This window comes from Stenotrophomonas sp. YJH_SMC_14-1, from assembly GCF_059372275.1.
The window spans coordinates 737,900-763,004 of record NZ_JCAFVK010000002.1 but is presented as its reverse complement, the minus strand read 5'-3'; the positions used below and the strand labels follow the sequence as shown (position 1 = coordinate 763,004).

Here is a 25,105-nt window from a genome sequence, read left to right as displayed (position 1 = left end):
GCCTGAATCGCGGCCAACCTGATAACCCCCGGTATGGACGTCATCGCCAGCAGCTTTCAGCGGCCGGCGACGGCTGGCCTATGGTGGCGGTTTCCCCGGATGGAGCCTGGCGCAATGAGCGACCCGCAGTGGCAACTGGAAACCCTGGCCGTGCACGGCGGCTACCGTCCCGACCCGACTACCCGCGCGGTGGCGGTGCCGATCTACCAGACGGTGGCGTATGCCTTCGATGACACCCAGCACGGCGCCGACCTGTTCGACCTGAAGGTACCGGGCAATATCTATACGCGCATCATGAACCCCACCACCGACGTGCTGGAGCAGCGCCTGGCCGCGCTGGAAGGCGGCATCGGTGCGCTGGCGCTGGCCTCGGGGCAGGCCGCGATCACCTATGCCATCCAGACCATTGCAGAGGCCGGCGACAACATCGTCGCCTCCAGCGCGCTGTATGGCGGCAGCCTCAACCTGCTGGCGCACACCCTGCCGCAGTACGGCATCCAGGCGCGCTTTGCTGATCCGGCTGATCCTTCCGCGTTCGCCGCGCTGATCGACGAGCGCACCAAGGCGGTGTTCGTCGAATCCATCGGCAACCCGCGCGGCAACGTCACCGACATCGCTGCGATTGCGGAGGTCGCGCATGCCGCTGGCGTGCCCCTGATCGTCGACAACACCGTGGCCACGCCGTTCCTGCTGCGCCCATTCGAGCACGGCGCCGACATCGTGGTGCATTCGCTGACCAAGTACCTGGGCGGCCACGGCACCAGCCTCGGCGGCGCGATCATCGATTCCGGCCGCTTCGACTGGACCGCACAGCCCCAACGCTTCGCGCGGCTCAACCAGCCCGACCCCAGCTACCACGGCGTGGTCTATACCGAAGCCCTGGGGCCAGCGGCCTACATCGGCCGCGCGCGGGTGGTGCCGCTGCGCAATACCGGTGCTGCGTTGTCGCCGTTCAATGCGTTCCTGATCCTGCAGGGCATCGAGACCCTGGCCCTGCGCATGGAACGCATCAACGCCAACGCACTGGCCGTCGCGCAGTTCCTGAAGTCACACGCAAAGGTGGCGTGGGTGCGCTATGCCGGGCTGGCCGACGATCCCGAGCACGCCGCCGCGCAGCGCTATCTGGGTGGGCACGGCTCGGGCGTGCTGACCTTCGGCCTGCCGGGCGGGCGCGAGGCAGGCGCACGTTTCCTTGACGCGCTGAAATTGTTCACCCGCCTGGTCAACCTCGGCGATGCGAAGTCGCTGGCCACCCATCCCGCCTCGACCACCCACCGCCAGCTGGATGCCGCCGAACTGGCCAAGGCTGGCGTCAGCGAGGACACCGTGCGGCTGTCGATCGGCATCGAGCACATCGGCGACCTGCGTGCTGACCTGGAACAGGCCCTGGCCGGCGCCTGATAGCCACGCGCTTGGTCGTCATCGCTACTGGCGATCACCACCGGCACCGCGATGCGCTACGGTGGAACTGCCTCTCCAAGGCATGGCAACGTGGCGATCCAGATCCCCGGTCGATGCGGGTCGACCGGGGATCTTTTTTGTTTCCGGGGTCAGATCCGTTTTCCTGTGGAAAACGGATCTGACCCATGCGCCGACGTGTCGACCCAGGGCGACACCTACCAGAGCAGAACGCCGTTCCGGCAGATCGCAGGAATCTGTCGAAGGCGGGGTGGGTCCGGTTGCAGGGGCGTGAGCGCCATGGATGGCGCGACCGAGCCTCCATGGACGGATTCACGGCGTCCCCTGCAACCGGACCTACCCCGCCATCCCACGGATAGTCAGCTTTTGCCTTTGCCTTTGCTGTTGCCTTGGCAGGTGCAGGGCTGCAAGCCCTGCCGCACCCACACCCCTCACACCACCGGAATGCTGTGCTGCCCCAGATTCCGGTACGGCGGCGTGGACATGATCATCTCCGCCAGCGAATACGCCAGCTCACGTTCGGCCATCACTGTGCCATCCGCACCGTGTTCCAGCAGATGCTTCACCTCGGCGTCGCTGTGCGCACGCGCCAGCAGGGTCAGGTCCGGGTTGATCGCCCGCAGCTTGGCCAGTGCCTCACCGGCTTCCAGCGGCTGCGGAATCGCCAGCACCGCGATCTTCGCGCGTTCCGGATGGGCCTCGGCCAGCACCCGGTCGGCAGCGGCACTGCCGCGGATCGCCGCCAGGCCCTTGGCGTGCGCCTGCTCGACGTGTTCCTTGTTGTCATCGATCACCAGCACCGGCACGCCACGGTCGCGCAGCACCTGCGCCAGTTCGCTGCCCACCCGGCCATAGCCGATCACGATGGCGTGGTCATGCAGGTCGCGCGACGGGCCGATCGCTTCGGGCGGCTCGGGTACCTGCGGAGACTGCTCCTGCTTGGCCTGCCAACGGTCGAGCAGGCCGAACACCAGCGGGTTGAGCATGATCGACACCAGTGCCCCGGCCAGCACCAGCGACTGGCCCTCCTTCGGCAGGATCTGCAGCGCCACGCCGAGGCCGGCGATGATGAAGGCGAACTCGCCGATCTGCGCCAGGCTGGCAGAGATGGTCAGCGCGGTGCTGGTCGGGTGGCCGAACGCACGCACGATGAAGAACGCGGCGGCCGACTTGCCGAACATGATGATCAGCACCGTGGCCAGCACCTGCCACGGGTGCTGTACGATGATGTTGGGGTCGAACAGCATGCCGACCGACACAAAGAACAACACCGCGAACGCATCGCGCAGCGGCAGCGAATCATGCGCGGCCTTGTGGCTCAGCTCCGATTCGTTGAGCAGCATGCCGGCAAAGAACGCGCCCAGCGCGAACGAGACGCCGAACAGCATCGCCGAGCCGAACGCCACGCCCAGCGCGATCGCCAGCACGGACAGGGTGAACAGCTCACGCGAACCGGTACCGGCGATGCGTTCCAGGATCCACGGGATGACCCGGCGCCCGACCACCAGCATCACCGCCACGAACAGGCCCAGCTGCACGAAGGTCCAGCCGATGTCGGCCAGCACGCTGCCCAGCGAGTGCGATTCCTTGGCCGCGTCGGGGCCGAACACGCCGGCCATCACCGGCATCATCACCAGTGCCAGCACGCAGGCCAGGTCTTCCACGATCAGCCAGCCGACCGCGATCTTGCCGCGCATCGTCTCCAGCAGGCGGCGTTCTTCCATCGCCCGCAGCAGCACCACGGTGCTGGCGGTAGCCAGCGAGAAACCGAAGATGACGCCATGGATGGCCGGCCAGCCCATCAGCGAGGCCACGCCCCAGCCGAGCAGGGTGGCCACTGCGATCTGCCCAATGGCACCGGGAATGGCGATGGCCTTGACCGCCATCAGGTCCTTCAGCGAGAAGTGCAGGCCGACGCCGAACATCAGCAGCATCACGCCCAGCTCGGCCAGCTGGTTGGCCAGCGCCTGGTCGGCGACGAAGCCGGGGGTGAACGGACCTACGCAGATGCCAGCAACCAGGTAACCGACCAGGGGAGACAAGCGGAGCTTGTTGGCCAGCGCGCCGAAGATGAAGGCGAGCCCCAGGCCAACGGCAACGATGTTGATCAGGTCGGTGTCATGGTGCATCGGCACTCGCAGGAAATCGGGGGAATGCCCCGATTTTCACCGATGCGGCCAGATACGGCAAACCGGGCCAGCGTATCGGATCGTTGCGTGGGCGGAGCCATCAGTGGTCGGCGTCCGGCCTGGCGTGTGCGGGGCGGTCGAGGGTGGCGCTGTCGGGATCGGACCTGTTTGGGGTGGCCAGTGGCTCTGGACCGTGAACCGCAGCCAGGCCGACGCCACCCGAGAAAGGCACGGGAAGGGGATGGGTTCGATACGCGGCGGTGCCATCGCAGGACCCTTTGCCCCTGTGCGCCAAGGTTTTCAGTCGATGCGACAGCATCCAAGGGCCGGTGGCCGGCCGGGAGGCGCAGGCGACGGGGCTGAAGTTTGCAATCTGGCGGAGGGTTCCTCGAGTCCGGAACACGTCACCATGTGTCCGCTACTCCGTTCTGCTGACCAATCAGAGGGGCCTGCTCTCTCCAGACCGCATGGGCGAACGACCACATGAAGCTTCCCGGCATTGACGTAGTGATTCAGGCGATAGGTCAAGACACAAGCTCGGCGCCCCTGTCCCGCTTGCTCCTTGATCTGGAAATTGGTGAGCGCGACTTTCGTCACTATCCGTTGAAGTTGGCGGGAATGCGGTTCTGGACTGACGAGGAAAATACGCTGCAGTTGGAATTCAAGGACGTCGGGCTGCTGGTGGACATTCCTTACCACGACCTGGACGAAGGGCCCTGGGTACTGACGAGCGTAGCGCTCTGGGAGCGAGAGTGAGTAAGAAGAACAAAGTCAGGAAGGAGAAGCCTGCCTACTCAGGCCCGTTGCCCTGTGGACTGAGCTTTTCCATGCTGCGCCAGCATGTAAGGGAGCGACTCGCCGCGTTGAGTGCAGGGAATGCTGTTGAAATGGGATTTGATGGTGAGGTGGATGTCTGGTGCGTCAGTGGCTTGGAGCTTGCGGTTGATTTCTCTGGTCCAGATGACTCGATCCGCTGCATCTCGTTGAGCATCCCCATCAAGCGTAGCGATCACCATCCGTAAGCGCTACGTAGGCGCATCTCGCCCATACAGATAGGCGGAATTTCATGAATCATCCCACCGTTGAAGAGTTCATCGCCGCGATCGGTAGAGATTCGGAATCGAAGGAGCTCGAAACCATCTTTTCCAGGATCGGAATCCAGCTTCAGAATCTGGATGATTACCGCCTGGGTGTCAGTGGTCACCGGATCTGGGCAGATGACGCTGCTGGACTGCAGCTTGAATTCAAGGATGCCGGTCTGGTCTCAGAGACCGCCTATCACGACATCGATGATGGCCCCTGGATGCTCACCGACGTGATCTTCTGGGGCTGGCGAAATGACACCGGCACCCAGTATGAAGGGCCGATGCCTTTCGGCCTGAACTTCCTGATGTCCAGGGACCAGATCAGGTCGGACGCATCTGTCGATCTGGGGGCGCCAACGGTGTTTGGTCTGTCTGGCAATGTCGACGCATGGATGCTCGGAAAGCTGGAGCTGGCTGTCGACTACGACGGTGAAAGGGGAGTCCGCTGCGTCAGCCTGGGGCTGCCACAAGAGGAATGAATGGACCTACAGGCGATAACAGCCCTGTTTGGCAGAAGCGCCACTGACCCAGCCGTCTCAACGATGCTGCAGTCGCTTGGCGTCAGGCGAAGGCCGGAGCTGGCCCGGCCTGCCAAAAGCCCTTACGAGGCGATTGTGCGTGTGAGCGCGCGGGGCATGCTGTTCTCCTTCAGCGAGCGCAACTACTGGAACGGGCGATCCATTGCTTCGCACGGCAAGAGCGGTGAGCTGATCTTCACCAACGTTGCGGTGACGGCCGGCATTCCGGATGTCATGCGCAGGTACGAAGGCGACCTGCTGTTTGGCCTGCAATGGGAGGACGATAGGACGACAGCGCGCGAAAGGCTCGCCACGGCGGGCTTTGGGGACAGCTTGCACGCCGGCAGGCGTGACGCGTGGTGGTTGCCTGACTACCGCATCCGTCTGACGTATCAGGCTGGATGCATCAAACAGGCAGGAGCGTGTGGGATCTTTGATATCAGCTTGGGAATTCCCATGCATCCATTGGCTTGCGCACCGGCAACGCGCGAGTACCCTTCGGCGGAGCAGGTGCTCGCTGTCCTCGGCAGATCGACCAATGACCCCGATTTCGAGGTCGCGTTCCGGGACCTTGGTCTTGCGAGTCTGATGGCGGAGGCGAGCAGCGAGGTCGTTGATAGAGCCGACGAGCATGGCTTCATCCTTTACTTTGACAGTAGGCAGGGCGTGCCCGGTAGCCATCCGGTATGCACCGGCATCAGTTTCGTCCGCGATCGACTGGGAAACTCAAGAGCCTGGGCTGGGCCGCTGCCATTCGGCCTTCAATTCGATGATCCGCCGTCCATTCTCGAAGAGCGCATGGATCAACGAGCCAGTCGTTGGCTTGATGAAGGAACGTTTGGCAGCGCGAGGTGGTCGCTGCCTGGTCTTCAAGTGAGCGTGAATTTTGACAGTCTGGACAACTGTCTTGAGTCTGTCCGTGTGATCGTAGAAGGTCATCGCACGTCCAATTGCCAGCCGCGCGGCTGATCTTGCCCGCAGCACATAACAAAACACCCGCCGGATCACTCCGGCGGGTGTGAGAGATGTGGCTAGGAGTTGCCGGCCAGCGGCCGGCACTACCAGAGCGTCGCTTACCAGGTGTACTTGATCCGCCCGTACACATACGCGCCGTTGAAGCCGAACGGCGAGTAGTTGCTGTACGGCAGCATGCCGAAGGTGGAGTTCTGCAGATCTTCGGTACGGTCCGGGTACTTGTCCAGCAGGTTGTCGGCGCCCACGGTCAGCGTCCAGTTGCTGCTCGGCTTGTAGCTGGCCGAAGCATCCACCACCCAGGCATCGCCGTAGGTCTGGTCGCGCAGCGCGGTGGCCGAGTTGCGCACGGTGAATTTGCCGTAGCGGGTGGCGGCCAGGCCTAGTTCCCAGTGGTCCGAACGCCAGGTGCCGCTCAGGATCGCCTTGTCGCGCGGGTAGCTGTCCTCGATGCGGCCAATTTCGTCGCGACCGATCAGCGACTGGGTCAGGCCCAGCGTTCCGAACACCGCCGGGGTGCCGCCGACGCGGCGCACTTCGGTGTCGTTGTAGCTGTACGCAGCGGTCAGCTCCAGGCTGCTGGCGCTGAACGGCACCGTATAGCTGGACACGAAGTCGACGCCACGTGTGCGCGTATCCAGGCCGTTGGTGAAGTAGGAGAACGCGGTCACCTGCGGCAGGCCCAGGGTGCCCAGCAGCGCGCTGGTGGCCGCGTTGGTGGTGATGCTGGACGACAATGCGATGCGGTCATCGATGTCGATCTGGTAGGCGTCGACGGTGATGTACAGGCGGTCGGCCGGCTGCAGCACCAGGCCCAGGCTGTAGGAGGTGGAGGTTTCGGCCTTCAGCGGCGAGGCGCCCAGCGCCTGCGCGGCCGGGCTGGTGGTCGGGAAGGTGCCACGCTCGACGAATACGCCATTGAGGAACTGGCTGGTGACCGCCTGGTAGCCCTGCTGCGCCAGCGACGGTGCACGGAAGCCACTGGAGGCGGTGGCCCGCAGCGCGACCTTGTCGGTGAATGCATAGCGCGCCGACAGCTTGCCGGAGAAGCGGTCGCCGAAGTCCGAGTAGTCCTCGTAGCGGCCGGTGATGCCGGCCGAGAACTTCTCGGTCAGGTCCGCTTCCAGGCCAGCATAGACCGCGTAGTTGTGGCGGTCCGCATGCACTTCATTGGTCGGGGTGAAGCCCGCGAAGCCCTGCGCGCCGCTGCCGGTGTACGAGTTCAGCTCGCCCGGGTTCTGGTCCCACTTTTCCTTGCGGTACTCACCACCGAAGGACAGCGTGACCGGGTAGGCCAGGCCCCAGTCCAGTGACTTGGTCAGGTCGGCATTGAAGATGTCCTGCTGGTACTTCAGCGTGCCGTCGTAGAACGAGCGCGGGCTGGTTGCGCCGAGGCTGTAGTTGATGCTGTTGCGGGTGTGGAAGTCGAGGGTGTTCTCGCCGTGGTTCAGGCTCAGGTCCCAGGTCCAGCCGTTGTCGGTGTTGCCCTTGACCCCGGCCACCAGCGAGCGGTCCTTCGAATACTGGTTGATCTCCGGCACGAAGCCGTCGGGGTAGGTCTGCGCCAGCAGCGCGCTCTGCCCGCTGTGGTTGCGCGAACGGTAGAACGCGAACGAGGTGATGTCGCGGTTGCTGAGCAGCGCGCTGGCGTAGCCGGTCACGTGGTCGCTGAAGTCGAAGCTGGCGTTGGCCGACGCGGCGGTGGCATCCACGCGCGGGTCGCCGACGATGAAGGTCTTCTGGCCGATGCTGGGGAAGTTGCCGGTGTTCGGGGTGGTGCCGCGGTACGGGCCGGCGCGGTTGCTCTCGTCCTGCTGGCTGATCTGGCCAGCCACGTGCACGCGACCACGGCCGTTGCCGAACTCGACGCCGGTATCGCCGGAGAGCTGGTACTTGTTGCCGTCACCGGCCGAGTACTGGCCGTAGTCCACGGCCAGGCTGCCGCCACGGCCGCTGCCCTTGAGCACGATGTTGATGACGCCTGCAATGGCGTCCGAGCCGTACTGTGCCGACGCACCGTCGCGCAGCACTTCCACGCGCTCGATGGCGGCAATCGGGATCGCATTGATGTCCACTGCCGACGAGCCACGGCCGATGCTGCCGTTGACGTTGATCATCGCCGAGGTGTGGCGGCGCTTGCCGTTGACCAGCACCAGCACCTGGTCCGGCGACAGGCCGCGCAGCTGCGCCGGGCGCACGCCACTGGTGCCGTCGGTCAAGGCCGGGCGCGGGAAGTTCAGCGAGGGCAGGGCGCGCGACAGTGCGGTGGCCAGTTCACTGGTGCCGGTGGACTGCAGCACTTCAGGGGTGATGATGTCGATCGGCGACTGCGATTCGGCGACGGTGCGGTCGGCCACGCGGGTGCCGGTGACGATCACCGTGTCCAGGGTGTTGGCGGCGGTGCCGGCCTGCTGGGCAGCGGCAACGAACGGAGAGCCACCGAGTGCGACAGCGACGGCGGCGGCGATCAGGCTGGTCTTGCGGGTCATCGGGATGGGGCTCCGGTTGGCGGGGGTGGCACCGGAATCGACATCACGGGGGTGAGGCGGACGGCGGTTGTTGCGGTGCGCAAGGCAGGAATTAACGGGATATTCAGTGCGTGTCAAATGGTTGCAACAGGAAAAAACGTTGCAGCAGCAACCATTTAGCGGCAGAGGGCAGCGGCGGGAGGTGGGGCCCGGGGGCTGCGCGGGGCCGACGAGGGAGAGAGTTGGCCTGCCGCCGCGCATCCCGGGGCGCGTCAAGTATTCGTTAACGCTAGAATTACGTCGCAGGAACAGTGCTCACCAGCACATTCCATCCGGTTATATGGACCCCTCCCCCGATGATCTCCCTTCGTAATTTCGCCTTGCGCCGCGGCGAGCGGCTGCTGTTGTCCAATGTCGACCTGACCCTGCACGCCGGTTACCGGGTGGGCGTGGTCGGCCGCAACGGTGCTGGCAAGTCCAGCCTGTTCGCGGCGGTGAAGGGCGAGCTGGAGGCCGACAAGGGTGACGTCGACCTGCCCGGCAAGGTCCGTATCGCCAGCGTGGCCCAGGAAACCCCGTCGCTGCCGGACCCGGCGCTGAGCTTTGTGCTGGGCGGGGATACCGATGTGGCTGCGGTGCTGGCTGAAGAGGCTGAAGCAACCGCGCGCGAAGACTGGGAGGCGGTGGCCAACGCGCACACGAAGATGGCCGAGATGGGGGCCTACGACGCCGAAGCGCGCGCCGGCAAGCTGCTGCACGGCCTCGGTTTCCCGGCCGAGACCCACCACCGCGCGGTGTCCTCGTTCTCCGGCGGCTGGCGCGTACGCCTGAACCTGGCCCGCGCGCTGATGATGCCCAGTGACCTGCTGCTGCTGGACGAACCGACCAACCACCTGGACCTGGACGCGGTGTACTGGCTGGAGCAGTGGCTGCTGAAGTACCCCGGCACCTTGCTGTTGATCTCGCATGACCGCGAGTTCCTCGACAACGTGGCCACCCACACCCTGCACCTGCACGGCGGCGGCGCCAAGCTCTACCCGGGCGGTTATACCGATTTCGAGCGCCAGCGCGCCGAACAGCTGCGCCAGCAACAGATCGCGCACGAGAAGGAACAGGCCGAGCGCGCCCACCTGCAGAGCTTCATCGACCGCTTCAAGGCACAGGCCAGCAAGGCCGCGCAGGCGCAGAGCCGCATGAAGCGCCTGGCCAAGCTGGCCGGCACCGAAGCAGTGCGCGCCGAGCGCGAGTTTCGCATCGAGTTCGCGCCGCCGGCCAAGCTGCCGTTCTCGCTGATCCGCCTGAACCATGTCGAGGCCGGCTACGGCAAGGACGCAGTGATCCTGCACAACGTGGGCTTCGGTCTGGAAGCGGGCCAGCGCATTGGCCTGCTCGGCCCGAACGGTGCCGGCAAGACCACCCTGGTGAAGACCCTGGTGGGCGAGCTGGCACCGATCGTCGGCGAGCGCATGGCGCACCCGGACCTGAAGATCGGCTACTTCGCCCAGCACACGGTGGAGTCGCTGCACGAAGGCCAGTCGCCGATGGAGCATTTCCGCGAGATCGCCCCGGACGCACCGAACCAGTCGTTCCGCGATTTCCTCGGCAAGTGGAACTTCCCGGGTGACCGCGCGTTCGAGCCGGTCGATGGCTTCTCCGGTGGCGAGCGCGCGCGCCTGGCGCTGGCGCTGATCGCCTGGCAGCAGCCGAACGTGCTGCTGCTGGACGAACCGACCAACCACCTTGACCTGGAAATGCGCGAAGCGCTGGCCGAAGCACTGGCCACCTTCGAAGGCGCGATCGTGATGGTCTCGCACGACCGCCATCTGATCGGCCTGGTCTGCGATACCTACTGGCGCGTGGCCGATGGCGTGGTCGAGCCGTTCGATGGCGACCTGGACGCCTACGCCGCGTGGCTGCGTACCCGCCCGCAGGCGCAGGGAACCAAGGCGCGCATGGAACAGGTGGAAGAGCCGGTGGTGGTCAAGACCGCCCCGGTGGCGCAGGTGGTGCAGAAGAAGCCGGTGAACCCGCACAAGCTGGCCGCCGCTGAAGCCAAGGTGGCCGAGCTGGAAGGTGCCCTGGCCGAGCTGGACCGCCAGCTGGCCGACCCGGCCAACTACGCCGATGCCACGCGCATGGCCGTGCTTGGCCGCGATCGCGAAACCGCCGCCGCGCAGCTGGAAAAGGCCGAAGCCGCCTGGATGGAACTGCTCGAGTCCTGACCGGTAGTGCCGGCCGCTGGCCGGCAGCGCGATGCGCCCACAACGATCAAGGGATTGCCGGCCAGCGGCCGGCACTGCCTACCCGCCCTGTGCCTGCAGCCATTCGCGGAAGCGCTTGGCCGGCTCACGTTCGGCACGCGATCGCAGCCGCGTCAGCCAGTAGCGCCCCAGCTCCAGCGTGGTGCTGAACGGCTGCAGCAGGCGACCCTCGGCCAGTTCCTGCTCGAACATGCGCAGCGGCAGCAAGGCCACACCGGCGCCACCGGCGGCCGCCATCGCGACCGTCAACGAGGAATCGAATACCGGCCCGCGCGCTTCCACGCCGCTGACCCCGGCCGCCTGCAGCCAGCGCGGCCATTCGTCGCTGCGGTAGGAACGAAGCAGCGGCAGCGTGCCCAGGTCGCGTGGCTGTTTCAGGCGCCGCGCCAGTGCCGGTGCGCACAGCGGTGCAAACGGCGCGTCGAGGATCGCCGTGCACGCCTGGCCCTGCCAGTCGCCATCACCAAAGCGGATCGCCAGGTCCAGCCCTTCGCCGGCCAGGTCGATGCGGTTGTTGTGGGTCTGCAGGCGCAGCTCGATGTCCGGGTGCGCTGCCTCGAACGCGGCCAGCCGTGGCAGCAGCCAGCCGGTGGCGAAGGTGCCGACCACGCCCAGGGTCAGCACTTCACGCGCAGGTCCGCCGGTGTAACGCGCGATGCTGGCGGAGATGCGCTCGAACGATTCGTTGAGCACCGGATACAGCGCCGCGCCTTCGTCGGTGAGCGCCACGCCGCGCGGGAGGCGATGGAACAGGCGGATGCCGAGCCGGTCCTCCAGTCCACGGATCTGGTGGCTCAGTGCGGCCTGGCTGACACACAGCTCCAGCGCGGCACGGGTGAAGTTCTGGTGGCGGGCGGCGGCCTCGAAGGCGCGCAGCGCGTTCAGTGGCAGGGTAGGGTGCAGCATCGCGCAGTCGTGAGCTGGAGTGATGGATGATCCTAACGCTTCAACGAAACATTTCGGAAAATTAAGGGGTTGAATGCGTCAGACATTAATCGAACTAATGTCTCTCGCAGATTTTTTGCGCTGGTCGCCCCCGATCAAGGCTTCAATAATCGAGCGGTCCCCCAGGAGAACCCGCATGCTCGCCCGTCGCCGATTCCTGCAGTTCAGTGGTGCCGCCGTGGCTTCCTCGCTTGCCTTGCCGCTGCTGGCACGTGCAGCGGGCAAGGCCACCGCCAACGCACCCACCGATGCCGCCATCACCGCCGCCAGTGATTTCGCCGCGCTGGAAAAGGCCTGCGCCGGACGCCTCGGCGTGACCCTGCTGGACACTGCCAGCGGTCGCCGCATCAGTCATCGCCAGGACGAGCGCTTCCCGATGTGCAGCACCTTCAAGAGCATGCTGGCAGCCACCGCGCTCAGCCAGGCCGAACGCATGCCGGCATTGCTGGACAGGCGCGTGCCGGTGGGCGAGGCCGATCTGCTCTCGCATGCACCGGTCACCCGCCGCCACGCCGGCAAGGACATGACCGTGCGCGACCTGTGCCGTGCCACGATCATCACCAGCGACAACACCGCCGCCAACCTGCTGTTCGGCGTGGTCGGTGGCCCGCCCGCAGTGACCGCGTTCCTGCGCGCCAGCGGCGACACGGTGAGCCGCAGTGACCGCCTGGAGCCGGAGCTGAACAGCTTTGCCAAGGGCGACCCGCGCGACACCACCACGCCGGCGGCGATGGCCGCGACCCTGCAGCGCGTGGTGTTGGGCGAGGTACTGCAACCGGCTTCGCGGCAGCAGCTGGCCGACTGGCTGATCGACAACGAAACCGGCGACGCCTGCCTGCGCGCGGGCCTGGGCAAGCGCTGGCGCGTGGGTGACAAGACCGGCAGCAATGGTGAAGACGCGCGCAACGACATTGCCGTGCTGTGGCCCGTAGCCGGAGGCGCCCCGTGGGTGTTGACGGCTTATCTGCAGGCGGGCGCGATCAGCTACGAGCAACGCGCTAGCGTGCTGGCACAGGTGGGGCGGATTGCCGACCGGTTGATCGGATGAGGTAACCGGGGTCATTCAAACGTGGCTTGCCGGATCGGTTCGGCGCGCGCATCCTGCGCGCGTTCGAACCACACGGAAGTCCCCCATGAGCCATGAACTGATCTACCTGCTGCTGATCTTCGCGCTGCTGGTGATCCCGCGCGCGCTGCAGCGTTTCAGCCTGCCCGCGCCGCTGACCTGCCTGCTGTTCGGCATCATCGGCATGCTCTGGCTGGGCGACCAGGCCCACGATGCGGTGATCGGCCTGCTGGCCACGCTGGGCATTTCCTCGCTGTTCCTGTTCGCCGGCCTGGAAGTGGACCTGCAGGCGCTGCGCCGTGGCATGTGGCCGCTGCTGGCGCACCTGGTGATCCGTACCGGCACGCTGTTCGGCGTGGGCTGGCTGGCCTGGCGTTATGCGGGGCTGCCGTGGCAGGCCGCCGGGCTGCTGGCGCTGGCGCTGCTGACGCCGTCCACGGGCTTCATCATGGACTCGCTGTCGCGGCTGGGCCTCAGCGAAGACGAGCGGTTCTGGGTGACCAGCAAGGCCATCGCCGGCGAACTGCTGGCGCTGGCGGCGTTGTTCATCGTGCTGCAGGCCGGTGATCCAGGGCACATGGCGTTGTCCAGCCTGGCACTGCTGGCGATGATGATCGGCCTGCCGCTGCTGTTCATCGCGCTGGGCCGCTGGGTCGCACCGCACGCGCCGGGCTCGGAATTCTCGCTGCTGGTGATGGTCGGCATGGTGGCGGCCTACATCACCTACCTGCTGGGCGTGTACTACCTGGTTGGCGCATTCATCGCCGGCCTGGTCGCGCGCCTGCTGCACCAGCGCATGCCGCTGCTGGCCTCGCACGAGAACCTGCACGCGCTGCGCCTGTTCGCCTCGTTCTTCGTGCCGTTCTACTTCTTCAACGCCGGCACCAAGGTGCCCGCCGAAGCGCTGAGCTTCGAGGCGCTGGGGCTGGGCATCGTGATCACCCTGGTGGTGCTGCCGCTGCGCATCGGCGTGGTCTGGCTGCAGCGCCGGGTGATGTTCGGCGAGAGCTTCCGCAGCAGCCTGCGGGTCTCGCTGGCGCTGGCACCGACGCTGATCTTCACCCTGGTGCTGGCGGCGATCATGCGTGAGCGCTTCCAGATTCCGGCGGTGCTGTTCGGTGCGCTGCTGCTGTACGCGGCGCTGACCACGCTGTTGCCGTCGCTGGTGTTCCGTACACCGTTTGACGTTGATCCGGTGGAGCAGGAGCCGGCCGGCGAGGGCGAGGCCGCACCGGTGGCGGCGACCGAAGCATTGCCGGCAGCACCGTCTGCCGAGCGCTGAGCCGGACTGGCGCGCGGTTTGCGCCCATCGTCCATGGCCGTTAGGGTTGGGGCATGAGACCGATTGCCGTTGCCACTACCGCCGCCCTCCTGCTCAGCCTCGCTGCGTGCACGCAGCGCTCCGATACGGTCGCCCATGACCTGGCGACCGCACCGGCCGATGCGTTCATGGCCGCCATCGCCGCACATTGCGGCCAGGCCTACGTCGGCAAGGTGGTGGAGGACACGCCTGCACCGACCGCCAAGGATCCGTTCGCCGGGCAGCGCCTGGTCATGCATGTGCGCGGCTGCGCCGACCCGGCGCACGAGCTGCGCATTCCGTTCCATGTCGGTGATGACCACTCGCGGACCTGGGTGCTGACCCGCACGCCGAACGGGCTGCGCCTGAAACACGACCATCGCCACGAAGACGGCAGCCCCGACGCAATCACCCTGTACGGTGGCGACAGCACGCCGCCGGGCACCGCCGAGCGCCAGCAGTTCCCTGCCGATGCCGATTCGGTGGCGATGTTCCGCCGTGCCGACATGCTGGCTTCCACGCACAACACCTGGGCGATGGAGATCGATCCGGACCAGACGTTCGTCTACGAACTGACGCGCCCGGACGGCCGCCGCTTCCGCGTGCAGTTCGACCTGAGCAAGCCGGTCGACCTGCCACCGCCACCGTGGGGCGACGACATAGCACCCGCGCCGTGATCCCAGGGTCGGATCCCTCCTGCGGAGGGCTCTGACCCCGACCCTGCACTCATCGCGTGCCGAAGCGCGCCCGGCAGCCGTTGCTCACCCACACCTGACCACGCGAGTAACCCCAGCTGCGGCCTTCCTGGCAGGCGCTGCCCGACAGCTGCTGCTGCAGCACCGGCCGGCCCTGGCGCTCATCCCAGTCGCAGGTCTGCGAGCGGTTGTTGTTGCTGCTGCAGGTGACGGAATAGTTGCTGTTGCCACCGCCCCAGCCGCCACCGCCCCAGCCGCGGGCCTCGGCGAATTCGGCGCGGCAGCCATTGCTGACCCATACCGCGCCGTTGCGCACACCCCAGGTACGGCCCTCGTCGCAAGGGCTGCCGGACAACTGGCGGACCAGGCGGGCATTGCGCCAGCCGACCGGGCAGCTGCGCTCGCGGTTGTTCTGGCTTTCGCAGCGGATGGTCTCGCCGGGCCGACCGTTGTTGCCTCCCCAGCCACCGCCATTGCCGCCGCTCCAGCCACCACGGGCCTCGACGAACTCGGCGCGGCAACCATTGGTGACCCAGATGCTGCCATTGCGGCTGCCCCAGGAGCGCCCTTCCTCGCAGGGGCTGCCAGACAACTGGCGGACCAGCTGCGCGCCGCGCCAGCCGGTGTTGCAGACCCGTTCGCGGTTGCTCTGGCTTTCGCAGCGGATCACCCCGTTCTGCGCAGAGGCGGACGGGGCGGGCAGGGCAAGGGTGCCCAGCGCACCCAGGCTGAGGGTCACGGCCAGGCTGGCCAGGGACAGCGGTTTCATGGCGGCATCCCATACGGTGGCAGGTGCCCGACTATAGGGAGGGGGACGATCAAGCCGGTGTGACTGGCCGGATTTGCCCCAGCCGGGGCCTCGGCCGCAGAATACGAGGCTTTCCGGCCCCCACCCGGTGCCGGCGTTCTCCAGCGGAGCTTCCCCCCATGCGTACCCACTTCTGCGGCCTGGTCGACGAGACCCTGATTGGCCAGACTGTCACCCTCGCCGGCTGGACCGACGTGGCCCGTAACCAGGGCGGCGTCTGCTTCATCGATCTCCGCGATCATGAAGGCATCGTGCAGGTGACGGTGGAGGTCGACAATGCCGAAGTGTTTGCGGTGGCCGCGTCGCTGGGCTACGAGGATGTGCTGCAGGTGGAAGGCGTCGTGCGTGCCCGCCACGCGGTGAACGACAAGATGCGCACCGGCAAGGTGGAAGTGATCGCCACCGCCATCACCGTGCTGAACAAGGCTGCGCCGCTGCCGTTCCACGCCCATGAGAACCCGGGCGAGGAAACCCGCCTGAAGTACCGCTACCTGGACCTGCGCCGCCCGGAAATGCAGCGCATGCAGCGCACCCGCATCAAGCTGGTGCAGGCGCTGCGCCGCCACCTGGACGAAAAGGGCTTCCAGGACATCGAAACCCCTATCCTGACCAAGGCCACCCCGGAAGGCGCACGCGACTTCCTGGTGCCGGCGCGCATGCACCCAGGCGAGTTCTACGCACTGCCGCAGAGCCCGCAGCTGTTCAAGCAGATCCTGATGGTGGCCGGCTTCGACCGCTACTACCAGATCGCGCGCTGCTTCCGCGACGAGGCCCTGCGTGCCGATCGCCAGCTGGAGTTCACCCAGCTGGACATGGAATTCGCCTTCGTCCGCGAGCGCGACGTGCAGGATTTCGTCGAGGACATGATCCGCGCCATCTTCAAGGAAGTGGTGGACGTGCAGCTGGATGCCAGCTTCCCGCGCATGACCTGGGCCGAGGCCATGCGCCGCTACGGCTCGGACAAGCCGGACCTGCGCATCGCGCTGGAGCTGGTGGACGTGGCCGAACTGGTCAAGGACAGCGAGTTCCCGGTGTTCACCGGCCCGGCCAATGATGCCGAAGGCCGCGTTGCTGCGCTGCGCATCCCGGGCGGTGCGTCGCTGTCGCGCAAGCAGATCGACGAATACGCCGCGCATGCCGCCAAGTACGGCGCCAAGGGCCTGGCCTACATCAAGATCGCCGACAACGGCGAAATCAGCTCACCGATCCAGAAGTTCTTCAGCGAGGAATCCTTCGCCGCGCTGGTGGCCCACGTCGGCGCCGGCAACGGCGACATCGTGTTCTTCGGCGCCGGTGGCTACAACAAGGTCTCCGACTTCATGGGCGCGCTGCGGCTGAAGGCCGGCAAGGACTTCGGCCTGGTCGCCGACGGCTGGGCGCCGCTGTGGGTCACCGACTTCCCGATGTTCGAGTGGGACGAGGAAGAACAGCGCTACGTCGCCCTGCATCACCCCTTCACCGCACCGGCCGTGGACGACATCGCCGACCTGCGCGCCAATGCCCGTACCGCCGTTTCGCGCGGCTACGACATGGTGCTCAACGGCAATGAGATCGGCGGCGGTTCGATCCGTATCCACCGTCCGGACATGCAGAGCGCGGTGTTCGAGCTGCTGGGCATCGGTGCCGAAGAAGCCCGTGCCAAGTTCGGCTTCCTGCTCGACGCGCTGAACTACGGCGCGCCGCCGCACGGTGGCATCGCCTTCGGCATCGACCGCATCGCCGCGCTGATGGCCGGCACCGAGTCGATCCGCGACGTCATCCCGTTCCCGAAGACCACGGGTGCACAGGATCTGATGACCGACGCGCCGTCGCCGATCGTCGACGCGCAGCTGGCCGAAGTACACATCCAGGTTCGCCCCAAGACCAACTGATCAGGAGATCCAGGCAATGACCGAGTTTGCGTTTTCGCTGGAGTGGGAAAAGCTGGGCAATGAAGGCTCCGAGGCCAACCTGGTCACCGAGCGTGCACGCGTGTTCGGCGGTTGGCTGGTCCGCGTCGGTACCAACCCGGCCGCGATGGCCCTGACCTTCGTCGCCGACGGTGAAGGCCGTTGGGATGGAGAAGACTTCGGCGTCGAGGATTACGAGGACGACGAAGAGGAAGAGTACGACGAGGACGAGGAAGGCGAAGAAGACGAGGACGAAGAGGAATACGAGGAAGAGGACGAGGAAGACGAAGAAGCGGAATCGTCGGAAAAGGCTTGACCGCCCCTTCGCGCTGACGTCAACTTCCTGCATGTATTCCATCCGCCGCGCCACCGTGGACGACGCGCCGACCCTGTCGGCGCTGGCCGCCCGCACGTTCACCGAAACCTTCGGCCATCTGTATCCGCCGCAGGACCTGCAGGCCTTCCTTGAGGAGGCCTACACGGTCGAGCGCCAGCGCGTGATCCTGGCCCACCCGGATTACGCGGTGTGGCTGCTGGAGCTGGACGGGGAGGCGGTCGGCCATGCCGCCGCCGGCCCCTGTGGCCTGCCGCACCCGGACGTGAAGCCCGGTGACGGCGAACTCAAGCGCCTGTACCTGATCAAGACGCAGCAAAGCTGCGGCTGGGGCAGCCGCCTGCTGGAAACCGCGCTGGCCTGGCTGGAACACGAGGGCCCGCGCACCCTGTGGTTGGGCGTGTGGTCGGAGAACTTCGGCGCACAGCGCTTCTACGCCCGCTACGGGTTCGAGAAGGCCGGCGAATACCTGTTCCCGGTGGGCGACACGAACGATCTCGAATTCATCCTGCGCCGCGCACCGCGCGCGGCCTGATGTTCACTGCCGCTTGCTGCGCGCGCGTGTTCAATCACCGTACGTTCCTGCCCCGCTGACCGCCAGGCTGTTTGCATGACTCCCCCCGTATTGCTGCTGCATGGCATCTGGAATGCCCGCGCCTGGGTCGGGCCGCTGGCCTGGCGCCTGCGCGCGCGCGGCTTCCAGGTGCACGCGTTTGGTTATTCCTCGGTGTTCGGTGGGCCGGACGTGGCCGTACCGCAGCTGCTGGAGCGGCTGGCCGACGCCGGCCCACTGAGTTTGGTCGGCCACAGCCTGGGCGGGCTGCTCGCGCTGGAAGCGCTGCGGCGCAATCCGCAGCTGCCGGTGCAGCGCGTGGTCTGCCTGGGTTCACCGCTGCGCGGCAGTGGCACCGCGCGCTCGTTGTCCGATCATGGTTGGGGGCTGGCGCTGGGGCGCAGCAGCGAGCTGCTGCTGGACGGCCTGCCGGACTGGCAGGGCAAGGCCGAGGTCGGGCTGATCGCCGGTTCGGTGCCGCATGGTCTGGGCAGCCTGCTGGGCGCGATGGACGACGCCTCCGATGGCACTGTGGCCCTGGCCGAAACCCGCCTGCCGGGCCTGACCGATCATTGCGTGGTGCGCACCAGCCACAGCGGCCTCGTGGTGTCGCCGGATGCCGCGCGGCAGACCGCGCATTTCCTGCGCCACGGCCAGTTCGACCACAGCCGCGACGCCGCCGCCGCGTAATCTGGTAGGGGCGACCGCCCTGGCTCGGTGGGTGCGGACCGTCCTGCCTTGGTGGATGCGAACCGTTGGTTCGCACGCGCTTCGCCGGGCCATGCGCGACGGCATCTCCGCCCTAGACACGGTTGCCGCCCCCGATCAGGTAGAATCCGCGCCTTGATCCTGAAGCAGCCAGACGGTAGCACCCATGGGTAGAGGCCCCTCCATCGAAGCCCGCAAGAACGCGTCCGACGCGAAGCGCGGCAAGATTTTCACCAAGATCATCCGCGAGATCGGCGTTGCCGCGCGCGGCGGTGGAGGCGACCCCAACAACAACCCGCGCCTGCGCGTGGCGGTGGACAAGGGCCTGGCCGTGAACATGTCCAAGGACGTGATCGAGCGCGCCATCAAGAAGGCCACCGGTGAACTGGAAGGCGTCGACTACGAGGAAATCCGCTACGAAGGCTACGCCCCGGGTGGCGTGGCCGTGATCGTCGACTGCCTGACCGACAACCGCGTGCGCACCGTGGCCGATGTCCGCCATGCGTTCAGCAAGTGCGGCGGCAACATGGGCACCGAAGGCTCGGTGGCCTTCATGTTCAAGCGCCTGGGCGTGCTCAGCTTCGCCCCGGGTGCCGACGAGGAAGCCATCACCGAGGCGGCCATCGAGGCCGGCGCTGATGACATCGTGGTCTATCCGGACGATGGCTCGATCGATGTGGTCACCAGCCTTGACGCGTTCAGCGCAGTCAAGGACGCGATGACCGCCGCTGGCCATGTCGCCGACCACGCCGAGATCACCTTCCGCGCCGACAACGACATCAAGGTCGAGGGCGAGGTCGCCCTGCAGGTCAAGAAGCTGCTGGACATGCTGGAAGACCTGGACGACGTGCAGGACGTGTATTCCAACGCCGAACTCGGCGCCGACGCCTACGCCTGAGCCGTCTTCGACGGCCTGGGCGCGGGCCGTTGAACGGTCACCGCGGACAGTCATGAGCCCATACGCCTGCCAGCGCATTCCGTTCCGCCCCGCCAGGAGTGCAGCATGACCCGCATCCTCGGCATCGACCCCGGTTCGCAGCGGACCGGGGTCGGCATCATTGATGTCGATGCCACCGGACGCGTCAGCTACGTGCACCACCAGCCGCTGGTGCTGCTGGGCGCTGACGACTTCCCGCAGCGCATGAAGCTGCTGGTGCTGGGCCTGGCCGACCTGTGCCGCGAGTATGAGCCGCAGGAAGTGGCCATCGAACGCGTGTTCATGGCCCGCAACCCCGATTCGGCATTGAAGCTGGGCCAGGCCCGTGGCGCGGCGATCTCGGCGGTGGTGCTGCGCGACCTGCCGGTGCACGAATATGCTGCCAGCGAGATCAAGCTGGCGGTTGTCGGGCGCGGTGGCGCCGAAAAGCAACAGGTTCAACACATGGTCGGGCTCATGCTCAACCTGAAAATCAAGCTGCAGGCCGACGCGGCCGACGCGTTGGCGGTGGCGATCACCCATGCCCACGTAAGGGCGACGGCCAACCGCCTGGGGCTCAGTGCCCGCCAGGCATGGGGCCGCAAATGAGGAGCTGCACGCAATGATCGGTCGACTGCGCGGCATCGTCGCCTACAAGGCGCCGCCGTGGCTGGTGGTGGACGTGAACGGAGTGGGCTACGAACTGGAGGCGCCGATGAGCACCTTCTACGACCTGCCCGAGCTCGGCCGCGAGGTCACCCTGTATACCCACTACTCGCAGAAGGAAGACAGCGTCTCGCTGTACGGCTTCCTGCGCGAGGGCGAGCGGCGCCTGTTCCGCGACGTGCAGAAGGTCAGCGGCATCGGCGCGAAGATCGCGCTGGCCGTGCTGTCCGGCGTCACCGTCGAGGAGTTCGCGCGCATGGTCCAGGCCGGTGACATCACCGCGCTGACCCGCATTCCGGGCATCGGCAAGAAGACCGCCGAGCGCATGGTGCTGGAGCTGCGTGACCGCGCGGCCCAGTTCGGTGCCGGCGGCGCGCTGCCCACCGGCAGTGGCCCGGCCCCGGCCGACCCGCTGTCCGATGCCACCGTGGCGCTGCAGCAGCTGGGCTACAAGCCGGCTGAAGCCGCCCGCATGGCCCGGGACGCCTTCAATGAAGGCGACGAAGTGGCCACCGTGATCCGCAAGGCGCTGCAGTCGGCGCTGCGTTGATCCGCCTTCCTTTCCTTCAACAAACCGCCTGAGCTTCGCCAGGAGTCCCATGTCCAGCAGTCAAACCCCGCACGCAGCCGCCCCCGGCGGCCATGGCCACGCCCCCTCCGCTGGAGGACTGGCGCTGGTCATCGGTGCGATCGGCGTGGTCTTCGGCGATATCGGTACCAGCCCGCTGTACACCCTGAAGGAGGCGTTCTCGCCGCACTACGGGCTCAACAGCGACCACGATACCGTGCTGGGCGTGCTGTCGCTGGCGTTCTGGGCGCTGAACCTGGTGGTGACGCTGAAGTACGTCACCATCATCATGCGCGCCGACAATGATGGCGAGGGCGGCATCATGGCGCTGATGGCGTTGACCCAGCGCACGCTGCGCAATGGCTCGCGCTCGGCTTATGTAGTGGGCATCCTCGGCATCTTCGGCGCCTCGCTGTTCTTCGGCGACGGCGTGATCACCCCGGCCATGTCCGTGCTCAGTGCGGTCGAAGGCCTGGAGGTGGCCGCGCCCGGACTGCATGTCTTCATCGTGCCGGTCACCCTGGTGGTGCTGCTGGCAGTGTTCGCCGCGCAACGCTTCGGTACCGAGAAGATCGGCAAGGCGTTCGGCCCGATCATGGCGATCTGGTTCGTATCGCTGGCGGCGATCGGCATCTACAACATTGTCGATGCGCCCGAGGTGCTGAAGGCCTTCAACCCATGGTGGGGCATCCGCTTCTTCATGGAGCACGGCTGGCACGGCATCTTCATTCTCGGTGCAGTGGTGCTGGCGGTGACCGGCGGCGAAGCGCTGTATGCGGACATGGGCCACTTCGGCCTGCGCCCGATCCGCCACGCCTGGTACTTCTTCGTGCTGCCGTGCCTGGTGCTGAACTACCTGGGGCAGGGCGCACTGGTGCTCAACCACCCCGAGGCCCTGAAGAACCCGTTCTTCGAGGCGGTGCCCTCGTGGGCGCTGTACCCGATGATCATCCTGGCCACCATGGCGGCGGTGATCGCCTCGCAGTCGGTCATCACCGGCGCGTTCTCGGTCTCGCGCCAGGCCATGCAGCTGGGCTACATCCCGCGCATGCGCATCAAGCACACCTCGCACGACACCATCGGCCAGATCTACATCCCGGGCATCAACTGGGGCATCGCGGTGATGGTGTTCGGCCTGGTGCTGGCGTTCCGCAGCTCGTCCAACCTGGCCGTGGCCTACGGCATCTCGGTGTCGGCCACGATGCTGATCGACACCCTGCTGCTGGCCGTGGTGGCACGTTCGCTGTGGCCGAAGTCGCGTGGCTGGCTGCTGCCGCTGTGCGTGGTGTTCTTCATCATCGACCTCGGCTTTGTCATCGCCAACGGCGCCAAGCTGCTGCAGGGCGCCTGGTTCCCGGTGGTGCTGGGCATCTTCCTGTTCACCATGATGCGCACCTGGCGGCGTGGCCGCGAACTGCTGCGTGATGAGATCCGCAAGGACGGCATCCGCCTGGACACCTTCCTGCCGGGCCTGATGCTGGCACCGCCGGTACGCGTGCCGGGCACCGCGGTATTCCTCACCGCCGACCCGACCGTGGCCCCGCACGCGCTGATGCACAACCTCAAGCACAACAAGGTGCTGCACGAGCGCAACGTGTTCCTGCACGTGGAAACCCTGCCCATTCCCTATGCGATGGAAGGGCAGCGGCTGAAGATCGAGTCGGTGGGCGACGAGTTCTACCGGGTCTATGTGCGCTTCGGTTTCATGGAAACCCCGGACGTACCGCTGGCGCTGATGCGCTCGTGTGACCACGGTGGCATCTACTTCGACCCGATGGACACCACCTTCTTCGCCAGCCGCGAAACCATTGTGGCCACCGCCAACCGCGGCATGCCGATCTGGCGCGACAAGCTGTTCGCGCTGATGCACCGGAATGCCGCGCCCGCGACCGGCTTCTTCCGGATTCCGGGCAACCGCCTGGTGGAACTCGGCGCGCAGGTGGAGATCTGACCGCGCGGGGTCGGATCCCTTTTCCGCAGGAAAAGGGCTCTGACCCCATGTCTTGAGCCATCCACACATCCATCCACGCATGGCGTGGATCTACCGTGTCGACCAAGGTCGACACCCACCAAGAGTAGGCAGAGCAGGCCACGCCATCCAGGCAGATCGCAGAAACCTGTCGAAGGCGGGGTGGGTCCGGTTGCGGGGGCGTGAGCCGCATGGATGCGGCGACCGAGCTTACATGGACGTACTTGCAGCGTCCCCCGCAAGCGGACCCACCCCGCCATTCCCCAGGAAGCCCGCTTCGGCTGTTGCTCTGGATGTTGCCGTTGCTGTTGCCTCTGCGGGTGCCGGGCGCAGCCCGGCCGAAACCCGTACTTTTGCCGCATAATCAGCACATGACCGACGACCGCATCATCGGCGCCGGCGCCACCCGCGAGGATGACGCCGCCGACGCCAGCATCCGCCCCAAGCGCCTTGCCGACTACCTCGGCCAGGTGCCGGTGCGCGAGCAGATGGAAATCTACATCCAGGCGGCCAAGGGGCGTGGCGACGCGCTCGACCACGTACTGATCTTCGGGCCGCCGGGCCTGGGCAAGACCACCCTCAGCCATGTCATTGCCAACGAACTGGGCGTGGCCCTGCGGGTGACCTCCGGCCCGGTGATCGAAAAGGCCGGCGACCTGGCTGCGCTGCTGACCAACCTGCAGCCGCACGACGTGCTGTTCATCGACGAGATCCATCGCCTGTCGCCGGTGGTCGAGGAAGTGCTGTACCCGGCGATGGAAGATTTCCAGATCGACATCATGATCGGCGAGGGCCCCGCCGCCCGCTCGATCAAGATCGACCTGCCGCCGTTCACCCTGATCGGCGCCACCACCCGCGCCGGCCTGCTGACCGCGCCGCTGCGCGACCGCTTCGGCATCGTCCAGCGCCTGGAGTTCTACAGCGTCGAGGAACTGACCCGTATCGTGCGCCGCTCCGCCAGCATCCTCGGCATCGACTGCACCGCCGATGGGGCAGGGGAGATCGCGCGCCGCGCGCGTGGTACCCCGCGTATCGCCAACCGCCTGCTCCGACGCGTGCGCGACTATGCGCAGGTCAAGGCCGGTGGCCACATCGACGAGCCCGTGGCCCAGGCCGCGATGAAGATGCTCAAGGTCGACCCGGAAGGCTTCGATGAGCTTGACCGGCGCCTGCTCAAGACCATGGTCGACTACTTCGATGGTGGCCCGGTCGGTATCGAATCGCTGGCCGCGGCGCTGTCCGAAGAGCGTGGCACGCTGGAAGACGTGGTCGAGCCGTACCTGATCCAGCAGGGCTTCCTGGTGCGTACCGCGCGTGGCCGCATGGCCACCCACAAGGCCTACCGGCACATGGGCCTGAAGCCGAAGAACCCGCCGCAGGACCTGTTCGCGGAGGTTCCCGATGTCGGTTGAGCCACTATTCAGTTGGCCGACACGCATTTACTGGGAAGATACCGACGCTGGCGGCGTGGTCTACCACGCCCGCTACGTGGCCTTCATGGAACGGGCCCGGACCGAATGGATGCGCGCGCTCGGCTACGGCCAGGAGCGCATGCGCGCCGAGCACGGGATGGTCTTCGCGGTGCGCTCGATGCAGATGGATTTCGTCAGGCCGGCACGGCTGGATGACACCCTGCAGGTGACTGCCCGCCTGGTCCAGCTGAAGAAGGCCAGCATGGTCTTCGACCAGCAGATCCTGCGCGACGGCGAGCTGCTGCTGTCGGCCCAGGTCCGCATCGCCGCACTGGACGCGGCCAGTTTCCGCCCGCGTGGCATGGACGAGGCTGTCCTTGCCGTGCTGCAACCCCACCTCCACCCCGAATCCGAACACTGAGGA

The 25,105-nt window shown here is 66.5% G+C and carries 23 protein-coding genes; 19 read left to right on the top strand and 4 right to left on the bottom strand.

The features are described from left to right. Window positions 1-114: 114 nt before the first annotated feature. Window positions 115-1,401 carry an O-acetylhomoserine aminocarboxypropyltransferase/cysteine synthase family protein gene (locus AC5P9P_RS08450; RefSeq protein WP_005410771.1) on the top strand — a complete coding sequence of 429 codons (1,287 nt, stop codon included), beginning with the start codon at window positions 115-117 and terminating at the stop codon, window positions 1,399-1,401. A 449-nt stretch (window positions 1,402-1,850) separates the two neighbouring features. Here AC5P9P_RS08450 and ybaL read toward each other — a convergent pair whose 3' ends face one another. Further along, a complete protein-coding gene (ybaL, locus tag AC5P9P_RS08445) occupies window positions 1,851-3,548 on the bottom strand; it encodes a YbaL family putative K(+) efflux transporter (protein WP_032958934.1) in 1,698 nt (565 codons plus the stop codon). Window positions 3,549-4,031: 483 nt separating this feature from the next. Between ybaL and AC5P9P_RS08440 the strand changes: the two genes are divergently transcribed. The 4 genes from AC5P9P_RS08440 (at window position 4,032) to AC5P9P_RS08425 (ending at window position 6,120) form a co-directional block, all read left to right on the top strand. Then, window positions 4,032-4,304: a hypothetical protein gene (locus AC5P9P_RS08440; protein ID WP_239502988.1), complete on the top strand. Its 273-nt coding sequence runs from the start codon at window positions 4,032-4,034 to the stop codon at window positions 4,302-4,304. Continuing rightward, entirely contained in the window at window positions 4,301-4,570 is a 270-nt protein-coding gene (locus AC5P9P_RS08435; protein ID WP_239502989.1) for a hypothetical protein, read from the top strand. The genes AC5P9P_RS08440 and AC5P9P_RS08435 overlap by 4 nt, the downstream gene beginning before the upstream one ends. 44 nt (window positions 4,571-4,614) lie before the next feature. Beyond that, window positions 4,615-5,112 carry a hypothetical protein gene (locus AC5P9P_RS08430; protein ID WP_111108686.1) on the top strand — a complete coding sequence of 166 codons (498 nt, stop codon included), beginning with the start codon at window positions 4,615-4,617 and terminating at the stop codon, window positions 5,110-5,112. Window positions 5,113-5,175: 63 nt separating this feature from the next. Next, window positions 5,176-6,120 carry a hypothetical protein gene (locus AC5P9P_RS08425; RefSeq protein ID WP_495232687.1) on the top strand — a complete coding sequence of 315 codons (945 nt, stop codon included), beginning with the start codon at window positions 5,176-5,178 and terminating at the stop codon, window positions 6,118-6,120. Between the two features lie 104 nt (window positions 6,121-6,224). On the opposite strand, the gene AC5P9P_RS08420 is transcribed toward AC5P9P_RS08425, so the two are convergent. Beyond that, on the bottom strand, window positions 6,225-8,612 hold the full coding sequence (locus AC5P9P_RS08420; RefSeq protein ID WP_111108688.1) for a TonB-dependent receptor plug domain-containing protein: 2,388 nt from the start codon (window positions 8,610-8,612) through the stop codon (window positions 6,225-6,227). Between the two features lie 335 nt (window positions 8,613-8,947). Here AC5P9P_RS08420 and AC5P9P_RS08415 point away from each other — a divergent pair, with 335 nt between their 5' ends. After that, entirely contained in the window at window positions 8,948-10,813 is a 1,866-nt protein-coding gene (locus AC5P9P_RS08415; protein WP_005414284.1) for an ABC-F family ATP-binding cassette domain-containing protein, read from the top strand. Between the two features lie 78 nt (window positions 10,814-10,891). Here AC5P9P_RS08415 and ampR read toward each other — a convergent pair whose 3' ends face one another. Next, window positions 10,892-11,758, bottom strand: coding sequence for a LysR family transcriptional regulator AmpR (ampR, locus tag AC5P9P_RS08410; protein WP_049459365.1), 867 nt, complete (start codon window positions 11,756-11,758; stop codon window positions 10,892-10,894). A gap of 175 nt (window positions 11,759-11,933) precedes the next feature. Here ampR and blaL2 point away from each other — a divergent pair, with 175 nt between their 5' ends. The 3 genes from blaL2 (at window position 11,934) to AC5P9P_RS08395 (ending at window position 14,840) form a co-directional block, all read left to right on the top strand. After that, complete coding sequence (blaL2, locus tag AC5P9P_RS08405) at window positions 11,934-12,845, top strand: L2 family extended-spectrum class A beta-lactamase (RefSeq protein WP_111108689.1); 912 nt, start codon at window positions 11,934-11,936, stop codon at window positions 12,843-12,845. 85 nt (window positions 12,846-12,930) lie between these two features. Beyond that, complete coding sequence (locus AC5P9P_RS08400) at window positions 12,931-14,145, top strand: cation:proton antiporter (RefSeq protein WP_005410765.1); 1,215 nt, start codon at window positions 12,931-12,933, stop codon at window positions 14,143-14,145. A gap of 53 nt (window positions 14,146-14,198) precedes the next feature. Then, the gene (locus tag AC5P9P_RS08395; RefSeq protein WP_033832988.1) at window positions 14,199-14,840 is read left to right on the top strand and encodes a hypothetical protein; all 642 of its coding nucleotides are present in this window, start codon (window positions 14,199-14,201) and stop codon (window positions 14,838-14,840) included. Window positions 14,841-14,889: 49 nt separating this feature from the next. Here AC5P9P_RS08395 and AC5P9P_RS08390 read toward each other — a convergent pair whose 3' ends face one another. Further along, window positions 14,890-15,627 carry a DUF3011 domain-containing protein gene (locus AC5P9P_RS08390; RefSeq protein ID WP_033832987.1) on the bottom strand — a complete coding sequence of 246 codons (738 nt, stop codon included), beginning with the start codon at window positions 15,625-15,627 and terminating at the stop codon, window positions 14,890-14,892. Window positions 15,628-15,785: 158 nt separating this feature from the next. On the opposite strand from AC5P9P_RS08390, the gene aspS reads away from it, so the two are divergent. From aspS to ybgC, 10 genes are all read left to right on the top strand, one after another. Further along, a complete protein-coding gene (gene aspS / locus AC5P9P_RS08385; protein ID WP_005410762.1) occupies window positions 15,786-17,537 on the top strand; it encodes an aspartate--tRNA ligase in 1,752 nt (583 codons plus the stop codon). Window positions 17,538-17,553: 16 nt separating this feature from the next. After that, window positions 17,554-17,871 (top strand): hypothetical protein, encoded by a 318-nt coding sequence (locus AC5P9P_RS08380; RefSeq protein WP_005410761.1) that lies wholly within the window; start codon window positions 17,554-17,556, stop codon window positions 17,869-17,871. A gap of 31 nt (window positions 17,872-17,902) precedes the next feature. Next, window positions 17,903-18,424 (top strand): GNAT family N-acetyltransferase, encoded by a 522-nt coding sequence (locus tag AC5P9P_RS08375; protein ID WP_005410760.1) that lies wholly within the window; start codon window positions 17,903-17,905, stop codon window positions 18,422-18,424. Between the two features lie 75 nt (window positions 18,425-18,499). Then, window positions 18,500-19,132 (top strand): esterase/lipase family protein, encoded by a 633-nt coding sequence (locus AC5P9P_RS08370; protein ID WP_005410759.1) that lies wholly within the window; start codon window positions 18,500-18,502, stop codon window positions 19,130-19,132. A gap of 184 nt (window positions 19,133-19,316) precedes the next feature. Beyond that, window positions 19,317-20,048, top strand: coding sequence for a YebC/PmpR family DNA-binding transcriptional regulator (locus AC5P9P_RS08365; RefSeq protein WP_495232686.1), 732 nt, complete (start codon window positions 19,317-19,319; stop codon window positions 20,046-20,048). 105 nt (window positions 20,049-20,153) lie between these two features. Then, window positions 20,154-20,675, top strand: coding sequence for a crossover junction endodeoxyribonuclease RuvC (gene ruvC / locus AC5P9P_RS08360; RefSeq protein WP_005410757.1), 522 nt, complete (start codon window positions 20,154-20,156; stop codon window positions 20,673-20,675). Window positions 20,676-20,688: 13 nt separating this feature from the next. Then, window positions 20,689-21,282, top strand: a complete 594-nt coding sequence (ruvA, locus tag AC5P9P_RS08355) for a Holliday junction branch migration protein RuvA (protein WP_005410756.1) — start codon at window positions 20,689-20,691, stop codon at window positions 21,280-21,282. A gap of 49 nt (window positions 21,283-21,331) precedes the next feature. Further along, the gene (locus AC5P9P_RS08350; protein ID WP_005410755.1) at window positions 21,332-23,251 is read left to right on the top strand and encodes a potassium transporter Kup; all 1,920 of its coding nucleotides are present in this window, start codon (window positions 21,332-21,334) and stop codon (window positions 23,249-23,251) included. A gap of 389 nt (window positions 23,252-23,640) precedes the next feature. After that, complete coding sequence (gene ruvB / locus AC5P9P_RS08345) at window positions 23,641-24,681, top strand: Holliday junction branch migration DNA helicase RuvB (RefSeq protein ID WP_005410754.1); 1,041 nt, start codon at window positions 23,641-23,643, stop codon at window positions 24,679-24,681. After that, window positions 24,671-25,102: a tol-pal system-associated acyl-CoA thioesterase gene (ybgC, locus tag AC5P9P_RS08340; protein WP_033832981.1), complete on the top strand. Its 432-nt coding sequence runs from the start codon at window positions 24,671-24,673 to the stop codon at window positions 25,100-25,102. The genes ruvB and ybgC overlap by 11 nt, the downstream gene beginning before the upstream one ends. Window positions 25,103-25,105: the final 3 nt, after the last annotated feature.

Excerpts from the sequence above, each read along its gene's own strand:
- AC5P9P_RS08450 (WP_005410771.1), top strand. The coding sequence starts at position 115 with ATGAGCGACCCGCAGTGGCAACTGGAAACCCTGGCCGTGCACGGCGGC.
- ybaL (WP_032958934.1), bottom strand. The coding sequence starts at position 3,548 with ATGCACCATGACACCGACCTGATCAACATCGTTGCCGTTGGCCTGGGG.
- AC5P9P_RS08440 (WP_239502988.1), top strand. The coding sequence starts at position 4,032 with ATGAAGCTTCCCGGCATTGACGTAGTGATTCAGGCGATAGGTCAAGAC.
- AC5P9P_RS08430 (WP_111108686.1), top strand. The coding sequence starts at position 4,615 with ATGAATCATCCCACCGTTGAAGAGTTCATCGCCGCGATCGGTAGAGAT.
- AC5P9P_RS08425 (WP_495232687.1), top strand. The coding sequence starts at position 5,176 with ATGCTGCAGTCGCTTGGCGTCAGGCGAAGGCCGGAGCTGGCCCGGCCT.
- AC5P9P_RS08420 (WP_111108688.1), bottom strand. The coding sequence starts at position 8,612 with ATGACCCGCAAGACCAGCCTGATCGCCGCCGCCGTCGCTGTCGCACTC.
- AC5P9P_RS08415 (WP_005414284.1), top strand. The coding sequence starts at position 8,948 with ATGATCTCCCTTCGTAATTTCGCCTTGCGCCGCGGCGAGCGGCTGCTG.
- ampR (WP_049459365.1), bottom strand. The coding sequence starts at position 11,758 with ATGCTGCACCCTACCCTGCCACTGAACGCGCTGCGCGCCTTCGAGGCC.
- blaL2 (WP_111108689.1), top strand. The coding sequence starts at position 11,934 with ATGCTCGCCCGTCGCCGATTCCTGCAGTTCAGTGGTGCCGCCGTGGCT.
- AC5P9P_RS08400 (WP_005410765.1), top strand. The coding sequence starts at position 12,931 with ATGAGCCATGAACTGATCTACCTGCTGCTGATCTTCGCGCTGCTGGTG.
- AC5P9P_RS08395 (WP_033832988.1), top strand. The coding sequence starts at position 14,199 with ATGAGACCGATTGCCGTTGCCACTACCGCCGCCCTCCTGCTCAGCCTC.
- AC5P9P_RS08390 (WP_033832987.1), bottom strand. The coding sequence starts at position 15,627 with ATGAAACCGCTGTCCCTGGCCAGCCTGGCCGTGACCCTCAGCCTGGGT.
- aspS (WP_005410762.1), top strand. The coding sequence starts at position 15,786 with ATGCGTACCCACTTCTGCGGCCTGGTCGACGAGACCCTGATTGGCCAG.
- AC5P9P_RS08380 (WP_005410761.1), top strand. The coding sequence starts at position 17,554 with ATGACCGAGTTTGCGTTTTCGCTGGAGTGGGAAAAGCTGGGCAATGAA.
- AC5P9P_RS08375 (WP_005410760.1), top strand. The coding sequence starts at position 17,903 with ATGTATTCCATCCGCCGCGCCACCGTGGACGACGCGCCGACCCTGTCG.
- AC5P9P_RS08370 (WP_005410759.1), top strand. The coding sequence starts at position 18,500 with ATGACTCCCCCCGTATTGCTGCTGCATGGCATCTGGAATGCCCGCGCC.
- AC5P9P_RS08365 (WP_495232686.1), top strand. The coding sequence starts at position 19,317 with ATGGGTAGAGGCCCCTCCATCGAAGCCCGCAAGAACGCGTCCGACGCG.
- ruvC (WP_005410757.1), top strand. The coding sequence starts at position 20,154 with ATGACCCGCATCCTCGGCATCGACCCCGGTTCGCAGCGGACCGGGGTC.
- ruvA (WP_005410756.1), top strand. The coding sequence starts at position 20,689 with ATGATCGGTCGACTGCGCGGCATCGTCGCCTACAAGGCGCCGCCGTGG.
- AC5P9P_RS08350 (WP_005410755.1), top strand. The coding sequence starts at position 21,332 with ATGTCCAGCAGTCAAACCCCGCACGCAGCCGCCCCCGGCGGCCATGGC.
- ruvB (WP_005410754.1), top strand. The coding sequence starts at position 23,641 with ATGACCGACGACCGCATCATCGGCGCCGGCGCCACCCGCGAGGATGAC.
- ybgC (WP_033832981.1), top strand. The coding sequence starts at position 24,671 with ATGTCGGTTGAGCCACTATTCAGTTGGCCGACACGCATTTACTGGGAA.